The sequence below is a fragment of the Streptomyces sp. NPDC048106 genome (assembly GCF_040706415.1).
GTDB lineage: Bacteria > Actinomycetota > Actinomycetes > Streptomycetales > Streptomycetaceae > Streptomyces.
The window spans coordinates 102,382-108,764 of the sequence record NZ_JBEZND010000031.1; the positions used below are offsets into that span (position 1 = coordinate 102,382).

General features: G+C 68.4%; 7 protein-coding genes. 4 read left to right on the forward strand and 3 right to left on the reverse strand.

All coding sequences use genetic code 11. The features are described 5' to 3' along the window. The first annotated feature begins 62 nt into the window (after nucleotides 1-62). The 3 genes from AB0927_RS27860 to AB0927_RS27870 all read left to right on the forward strand — a co-directional run bounded on the left by AB0927_RS27860 (nucleotide 63) and on the right by AB0927_RS27870 (nucleotide 1,296). The gene (locus AB0927_RS27860; protein ID WP_366670478.1) at nucleotides 63-509 is read left to right on the forward strand and encodes a hypothetical protein; all 447 of its coding nucleotides are present in this window, start codon (nucleotides 63-65) and stop codon (nucleotides 507-509) included. Nucleotides 510-682: 173 nt separating this feature from the next. Continuing rightward, nucleotides 683-901: a hypothetical protein gene (locus AB0927_RS27865; protein WP_366670479.1), complete on the forward strand. Its 219-nt coding sequence runs from the start codon at nucleotides 683-685 to the stop codon at nucleotides 899-901. After that, nucleotides 898-1,296 (forward strand): PIN domain-containing protein, encoded by a 399-nt coding sequence (locus tag AB0927_RS27870; protein ID WP_366670480.1) that lies wholly within the window; start codon nucleotides 898-900, stop codon nucleotides 1,294-1,296. Before AB0927_RS27865 ends, AB0927_RS27870 begins: the two co-directional genes overlap by 4 nt. A 677-nt stretch (nucleotides 1,297-1,973) precedes the next feature. Here AB0927_RS27870 and AB0927_RS27875 read toward each other — a convergent pair. From AB0927_RS27875 to AB0927_RS27885, 3 genes are all read right to left on the reverse strand, one after another. Further along, nucleotides 1,974-2,258, reverse strand: a complete 285-nt coding sequence (locus AB0927_RS27875; RefSeq protein WP_366670481.1) for a hypothetical protein — start codon at nucleotides 2,256-2,258, stop codon at nucleotides 1,974-1,976. 84 nt (nucleotides 2,259-2,342) lie between these two features. Then, nucleotides 2,343-4,496 (reverse strand): PQQ-binding-like beta-propeller repeat protein, encoded by a 2,154-nt coding sequence (locus AB0927_RS27880; RefSeq protein WP_366670482.1) that lies wholly within the window; start codon nucleotides 4,494-4,496, stop codon nucleotides 2,343-2,345. A gap of 323 nt (nucleotides 4,497-4,819) precedes the next feature. Continuing rightward, nucleotides 4,820-5,176 carry a MerR family transcriptional regulator gene (locus AB0927_RS27885; protein WP_366670483.1) on the reverse strand — a complete coding sequence of 119 codons (357 nt, stop codon included), beginning with the start codon at nucleotides 5,174-5,176 and terminating at the stop codon, nucleotides 4,820-4,822. 639 nt (nucleotides 5,177-5,815) lie between these two features. On the opposite strand from AB0927_RS27885, the gene AB0927_RS27890 reads away from it, so the two are divergent. After that, nucleotides 5,816-6,190 carry a hypothetical protein gene (locus AB0927_RS27890; RefSeq protein ID WP_366670484.1) on the forward strand — a complete coding sequence of 125 codons (375 nt, stop codon included), beginning with the start codon at nucleotides 5,816-5,818 and terminating at the stop codon, nucleotides 6,188-6,190. Nucleotides 6,191-6,383: the final 193 nt, after the last annotated feature.

Sequence of the window (6,383 nt, forward strand, 5' to 3'; positions counted from 1 at the left end):
GGCCCGTGTCGCGGACCATGGACTTGGCCGCCGCGTTGAGCGTTGCGGAGAGGTTGCTATCGGTGGCGGCCTGGTACGAGCCGAGCGGCTGCTACCTGGACGCGTGGGCACGCGACGAGGACAAACTACGAGAGCTGACCGGCGCTTTCCCAACGGTGCGAGTCACGTCGTATGCCACGAACGGCACCGGACTGCCCGTATCCGTGTCCCAGGGCGTCGAGGACTTCACGCAGGCACGCGAGGCGCTGTGGGCTTGGTCCAGCGTCACTCGGTGCTACGTCCTCTGGCACCACTTGAAGTGGCCGTCCGTGCCCGAACTCGGGCTGGACGAGGAGTACAAGTACGCCGAGTTGCAGATCGCGAGCAACAGCCACGACATCCACTGCGACGAGTGGGCCCCCGAGCACACCGTCTTCGTCCATGCCCGCCCGGGCGATGACGACCGGGCCGCCTGGCTGGCGGCACAGATCGGCGCCCGGGTTCTCGGGCCGCCCGAGTTCGGGTGGTAGCTCCTTCGTCAAGAAGCGGGCGACTGACACGAAGTCGCGGACGCCGGGTCGGCGCTTGGGGTTCCATGTCATGACCATTGGAGATGCCTGAACCGTGGGGTGATTGTGCGGGCTGGCGCTGCGCACGCGCGGCTGCACGGCACCCACCAGCCTCCCGCCGTATCTCCGTCACCATGACCGCCGGCACTCTGCAGGCGATCCGTGAGCGGGTCGGCAAGCGGGGCGTCTCGGCATACCTGGAGAAGGCGGCTCAGCGGCAGATCGAGCGGGACAACCTGGACGAGGTGATCGCGGAGTTCGACAAGCTGCACGGCCCGGCCGACCCCGCGGCCGTGGCGGCCAAGCGTGCCCGGCTGACCAGCGGCGCTACAGGTGCTGGAGCGCCCGCGTGAGCGGTGCCCTGGTCCTGGACAGCGGTGGCCTGGCGAAGGCCGTGCAGCGCGATCCGGAGATCCACGAGTGGCTGACAGCGGCTCGCGACGTAGACCTGCCCGTGGTCACCTCAGCCGCCGTGCTGGTCGAGGTGATGCACCCGGAGATCAACGATGCCGCACTGAAGTGGACCCTGTCCCGCCTGAGGATCGAGCCGGTGCCCCAGGCCGTCGCGCAATCCGCTGCCGCTTTGCTGCGCTCGGCGGGGCTGCACGGCCACAAGTACGCCATCGACGCCATGCTGTGCGCGACGGCCCTTCAGCATCCCGGCCGGGTGACGATCCTGACTTCCGACGTAGAAGACGTTGGACTGCTCACCGCCGCGCATCCGCGCGTGAGCGCGGAGAAGGTCTGAGCCGACAAGGCCACGAGAAGGCCGCGACGATCTACCAGCACTCTTACGAGGAGCGCGAGCAGGAAGTGGTTGCCATGCCTTCTCTCTGGAGCGGGCGACGAGAATCGAACTCGCGCACTCAGCTCGGGAAGCTGCGATCATTTGCGGCCTGTTTTGAAGCGCTGAGCTGCGGGCTCCTCCTGCTGCGCGACTCCTACACGTTTTCTGCTTGGATCAGTCCGTGACTCCTGTCGGCGCATCGGACGAGACACGACAGAAGGCAGAGCTCGCGGTCTGGTTCGGCGGGGCCTCGATGGCATGTTGGTTCTGTTGCCCGTTCTGGACAATCGTCTCTTTCATCGCGCTGCCCCTGGCCCTCGTCGGCCTCGTGCGGGCCTGCGTCGAGTACCAGGCATCCAGATCGGGCCGGACGAGCGGGCCGCGAGCCGTATTGGGCGGCGTGTTGTCTCTCGTGGGGGCAACAGCGGCGATCGCCTACGTGATCTTTCTGGCCACCCACCCTGATCTACCCGTCCAGGGTTAAGGGACCGGCTGACGCGCTGTGATCGCTTGTCTGCACGCTTTCCAACTGTGTTGGTGGCCGCGTGGGCATGGGGCTGAATGAGACGGGAACCGAGACGGGCGGCTTCACCCGGCAAGCTGCTCCCCTAGGGGGATGGCGGGCGGTCCGCATGCTGCTACAGACCGCGCAGCGCTTCGTAGAGATCGTCGTAGGCTGACCAACAGTCGATGCTGCCGTCGTCGTACAGGCTGCCCATGTACCAGTCATCGTCATGAATGGGCTTCACGAGGCACAGGCTGTGGAACCCGAGAACGATCTCTGGGCGCAGCACCTCGTCGGCTCCGGCGCGGACCACCCACTTCACCACCCGGTCCGGATCCAGCGCGACAGCTTCTCGGTCCCCGGACACGTCGCGGATCTGCTGCAGCGTCCATCCTGGGGGGAGCTGTGCGTCTGCCATCCACAGATGCTACTGGGCGATCACGCGGGGGCACTCCTGGTCCCGCAGGCGTTCGCGCTCGTCCGCTGCTGTGCGTCGGCGTTGTCACGGGCTCCGGGAGAAGGCCGTGTCGCCGGCCATCGCCACGATCGCGTCCTTGACGAGCAACACGCGCGGCGGGTAATCCTGCGTTTTGTCTCCGGGGGCGTCCAGTGCGGAGGTGCGCCAGACCTCTGCTCCGGTGCGGCTGTCCAGCGCCAGCAGACGGCCGAAGCGGTTGGAGAAGTAGACCCGCTTGTACGTCGCTGACACCGCGGGCGCGGACAGACTCTCCACGTCCGTCACCTTCTGCCAGAGTTGTTTACCGCTGTGCGCCGACACCGCGGTAACCGTCCCGTCGGACCGGACGAAGTAGATGACGCCATCCACCAGGGTGGCCGCGCCGGTCAGCGGATGTGCCAGCGGTATCCGTCTGACTTGCCCGGTGCCCGGGGCCACCCGTAGCAGTGCGTTGTACGGCCGTTCGTACCCGGCTTCGTACACGTCCTTCGCGGTCTGGGGGGCTAGGAACAGGGGTTGCCCATCGACCGCGCCGAGCGCTTCCGCCTTCTTGGGCAGTGTGGCGGTCTCGGTCGCGCTGTCGGGGCCGAGCTTCATCAGCTCGACCGGGGCCTGGCCGGGCTCGGTGCCGGCTGAGCACAGGGCGTACGGGGCACCTCCCAGCGCCGACGGAGTGCAGACCTCGTTCAGCGAGGGCGCCCGCCACAGTTCCTTTCCGGACGGCCCGTAGGCCACGAACGAGGAGTAGTCGGGGGACAAGGTCAGCAGTCCGCCGTCGTACAGGACCGCGTCCTGGGACTTGTTGATGTCGCGTTGCCACCGCCGGTGCCCGGTAGTGGCGTCGAGGGCCACCACGCGCCTGGTCTCGTCGTCCGGATCCTCGTACACGTAGACCAGCCCGTCGCGAACGCCGATCGGCTGCGCCCCCTGAGGTCGGGTGCCGGTCCGCCACAGGGTGCGGCCGGAGGCCGCGTCGATCCTGGCGGCTGTGAAGCCCGTACCACCGCAGAACAGGGCGCTTCCCTCCGTCACGCATCCGGGGCTGTCGTAGTCGAGGGGGACACCCTTCACGTCGGACCGCAGCGCCGTGCGCCACGGCCGCCAACCGTCGGGCAGTGACGCGGCACGGGCGGTGGCCTTGGCGGTGGTGTCCGGACCGGACACGAAGAAACCCACCCCGATACCCAGCCCCGTGACGGCCAACGCCGCGCCGAGGGCAGTGAGCAGCACCCGGGCTCGGCGTCGCTTTCCGGTGCCGGTGCCGGTGCCGGTGTCGGAGTCGGAGTCGGTGTCGGTCGCGGCGTCCGCGGAGGTGGTGGTCGCGCTCCGAGAAGTGGGGTGGCGGCGGGGGTTCGCGGACTGCCCGGTCATCGGGGACCCGGTGGCATCGGATTCCGGCAGTGCCTGGAGCATGCGGTGTATGTCCGTCAGTTCCGGCCGTGCGGAGGGGTCCTTGTCCAGGCAGCGCTCGACAATGCCCAGGAGCGCTTCGGGTACCCCGCCGAGGTCCGGGGTTCCGTGGACCACCTGATAGCCGGTTATGTACGGGCTGTCGGTGTCGAACGGTCCCGTGCCGACAGCCGCGAACACCAGCAGCGACCCCAGCGAGAACACGTCCGAGGCCTGGGTGACCTTTCGGGGAGAGGCCAGTTGTTCCGGCGACATGAAGGGCGGAGTGCCGATCATCCGCCCGGTCGTGGTGAGGTTCTGGTCGCCGGAAGCGCGCGATATGCCGAAGTCGATGACGCGCGGCCCGTCCTCGGTCATCAGGACGTTGCCCGGTTTGAGGTCCCGGTGCACCAGGCCCACCCGGTGGATGTCGCGCAGCGCCTCGGTGAGCCCCAGCCCCAGCGCGCGCAGGTCCCGCTGACTCAACGGGCCTTGTTTCTCCACGACTTCGGAAAGGGTGGACCCCGGCACGTAGAGCGTCGCCATCCACGGCCGTTCGGCGTCCGGGTCGGCGTCCACGACTGGCGCGGTGAAGGCTCCGCTCACTCTGCGCGCTGCCGCGATCTCCTGCCGGAAGCGCGTCCGGAACTCCTCCTCCTGGGCATACGGCCCATGCACGAGCTTGACCGCGACCTGCCGTCCCGAGACGGAGACTCCCAGGTAGACGACTCCCATGCCGCCCGACCCGAGCCGGCCGAGGAGGGTGTACCCGCCTATGGACTCCGGGTCCCCGGAGGTCAAGGGCATCATCGCCGATCATCCTTCCCAGCGCCGGCCTGCCTCACGGGGATCAGGGTAGGGCCTGCCGCCCCGGAACCGGAGCCGCGTCTATCACGCATCGATGCCCCTGAGCCGTGTGAGGGGTCATGCGTCCTGCCGGGAACTCAACTCTCCGCCAAGGCCCGGTCCTCGACGTCGGGCTCAAGTGAAGCGACGGCGCTTGGACGGTCGCATGGCGACTGACCGGCGGGGTGCGCCTCCCGGAGGCGAGGGCAGCGGCGGACCGGCGGCTTTCCGAGCCGTGCTCTCCTTCGCCGCGAGACGGCGTTCGGATACGGCACGCGCCCGCGTGTTCAGCCGGAGTCGGAGTCGGAGCCGACAGGGCCCGCCGATTCGCTGGCGGCACGACGGTACTCGGCGTTGATCCGCTGTGCTTCCTCAAGCTGGTCCTCAAGGATGACGATGCGGCACGCGGCCTCGATCGGAGTCCCCTTGTCGACGAGCTCCCGGGCGCGTGCGGCGATCCGCAGTTGGTAGCGGGAGTACCGGCGATGTCCTCCCTCCGAGCGGAGCGGAGTGATCAGACGAGCCTCACCGATGGCCCGGAGGAAGGCCGGGGTGGCACCGAGCATCTCGGCTGCCCGGCCCATCGTGTACGCGGGGTAGTCGTCGTCGTCCAGACGATCGTTCAGGGGGTTGTCCGATGTCATGTCACCTCGTTGTGCAACGCGTCGAGGGGCCCTGGTGCGTACGGCACCAGGGCCCCGAAGGAAATTGAACACCATCTGTCGGCCCTACTGCTGTGCCGACCTTCTGTTTCCGCTACCCGGCCCGGCAGAGGGCGGTGCGGGGGGATCGCAGCTGCTTGACCGGGGACCACCATCCATTCCGGGGTCTTGCGGTACCCGGGCCGAGTGCTTCTCGGGCCGGGCGATCCTGATGGCGTCTGCTCCTCCGTTCCTCTCTGAACCAACCACTGAGTGAACCGGTACTGCTGTTGGCAGCTCCTCGACCTGCGAGCCGCCCAGTGCGGCTCCCAGTCCCGTCACCCGTCCTGGGAACACTCTGGCTTCGAGGCTCGAGAGCCGCACTGACCTGCGTACTTCGTATTCAGCCACCCGCCAGTTCGTGTCTGGCGGGTCTCGTCGACCGTGTCTACGAGAAGAAGCATACCCATGGCAGGAACGAAAATCTACTCGTGCAAAAGCAGATTTCACCCTTCTGGTGAAGGAAGAAGGCTGCCGCGATCGGGCCTCACCGGTTGGCGGGGGCCGCCTCCTGCCGAGCGCGCGACTGCTTCAGCCCCACGGGCGGTTCCTGATACAGGTGGGCGGATAAGCTGTGCTGTCATGTCGAACCCTGATGAGCTGCTCGTCGCCATCTCCGCCGCGGTGGAGTCCGAGCGAAGCAATCAGATGTCGCTGACCGTGGTCGTCGGCGGCGCCGTCATCACCGGCCGGCTGGCTCCGGAGGCCGTGTGGAGGGAGCGGGTGGCGGAGGTCCTGAAGGACTCGGACCGTCTCGGCCCGTTCTCGGACGTCTTTGCGCGCGGTCCGCGAGGGAACCGGCCCGGTCGCGGCGAGGCGCCCACGCATCTGCACTTTCATCTCGCTCGGATCCTGCAGGGCAGCCTCGGCATCCCGGAGACAGGTGGCATGTACCGAGTCGCGATCAAAGACGTCAGCGCATGGACCGTAGGAGATCTCGTCCACTTCGACCGGTGAGACCCGGTGAGACGCTGCCTCCGCCCCGTTGCCCGGCCGGCGCTTTCCGAGCGGACGGCGAGCTTTCCGAGCGGACGGCGACACAGCGGTGGGGGGGGGGGGGGGGGGGGGGGGGGGGGGGCCCCCCCCGGCGGCGGGGGGGGGGGGGCCCCCCCGGCACAACGCACCCCCCGCGGCGGGGGCCGCCCCGGGC

What these genes read in the sequence shown, in the direction of transcription:
- AB0927_RS27865 (WP_366670479.1), top strand. Translation starts at nt 683, where the DNA reads ATGACCGCCGGCACTCTGCAGGCGATCCGTGAGCGGGTCGGCAAGCGG.
- AB0927_RS27875 (WP_366670481.1), bottom strand. Translation starts at nt 2,258, where the DNA reads ATGGCAGACGCACAGCTCCCCCCAGGATGGACGCTGCAGCAGATCCGC.
- AB0927_RS27880 (WP_366670482.1), bottom strand. Translation starts at nt 4,496, where the DNA reads ATGATGCCCTTGACCTCCGGGGACCCGGAGTCCATAGGCGGGTACACC.
- AB0927_RS27885 (WP_366670483.1), bottom strand. Translation starts at nt 5,176, where the DNA reads ATGACATCGGACAACCCCCTGAACGATCGTCTGGACGACGACGACTAC.
- AB0927_RS27890 (WP_366670484.1), top strand. Translation starts at nt 5,816, where the DNA reads ATGTCGAACCCTGATGAGCTGCTCGTCGCCATCTCCGCCGCGGTGGAG.